This is a genomic window from Candidatus Symbiopectobacterium sp. NZEC135 (assembly GCF_025962695.1).
Genome location: NZ_JAGFPF010001302.1, coordinates 1 through 608 on the forward strand (window position 1 = coordinate 1; position 608 = coordinate 608).

The following is a 608-nucleotide window of genomic DNA, read 5'->3' on the forward strand; positions in this document are numbered from 1 at the left end:
TGCCGATACGGATTTTGCCATGATGTCGCAGGGACCGGATTTGGCCTCAAAGCACTATTTTGGTACCGATTCTAACGGCCGCGATCTGCTGGTGCGCGTTGCCATCGGCGGGAGAATTTCGTTGATGGTGGGCATTGCCGCCGCGCTGATTGCTGTGCTGGTGGGGACGCTGTACGGGGCCATTTCGGGTTACGCGGGCGGCAAGGTCGATTCCATCATGATGCGCTGGCTGGAGATCCTGAACTCCTTCCCGTTTATGTTTTTCGTCATTCTGCTGGTGACCTTTTTTGGGCAGCAGCTACTGTTGATCTTTATTGCGATTGGCATGGTGTCGTGGCTCGATATGGCGAGAATTGTGCGCGGGCAGACGCTCAGCCTCAAACGTAAAGAGTTTATCGAAGCGGCAGTGGTGTGCGGCGTTTCTACCACGGGCATTGTGTTACGCCATATCGTGCCAAATGTGCTGGGCGTCGTGGTGGTTTACGCGTCATTGCTGGTTCCCAGCATGATCCTGTTCGAATCGTTTTTAAGTTTTCTTGGGCTGGGCGTGCAAGAGCCGCTCAGCAGCTGGGGCTCGCTGCTCAATGACGGAGCGAACTCAATGGAAG

General features: G+C 55.1%; 1 protein-coding gene. It reads left to right on the forward strand.

All coding sequences use genetic code 11. The features are described from left to right. A partial coding sequence (locus J5224_RS33945) for an ABC transporter permease subunit (RefSeq protein WP_264629256.1) occupies positions 1-608 on the forward strand: 608 nt, incomplete at both ends.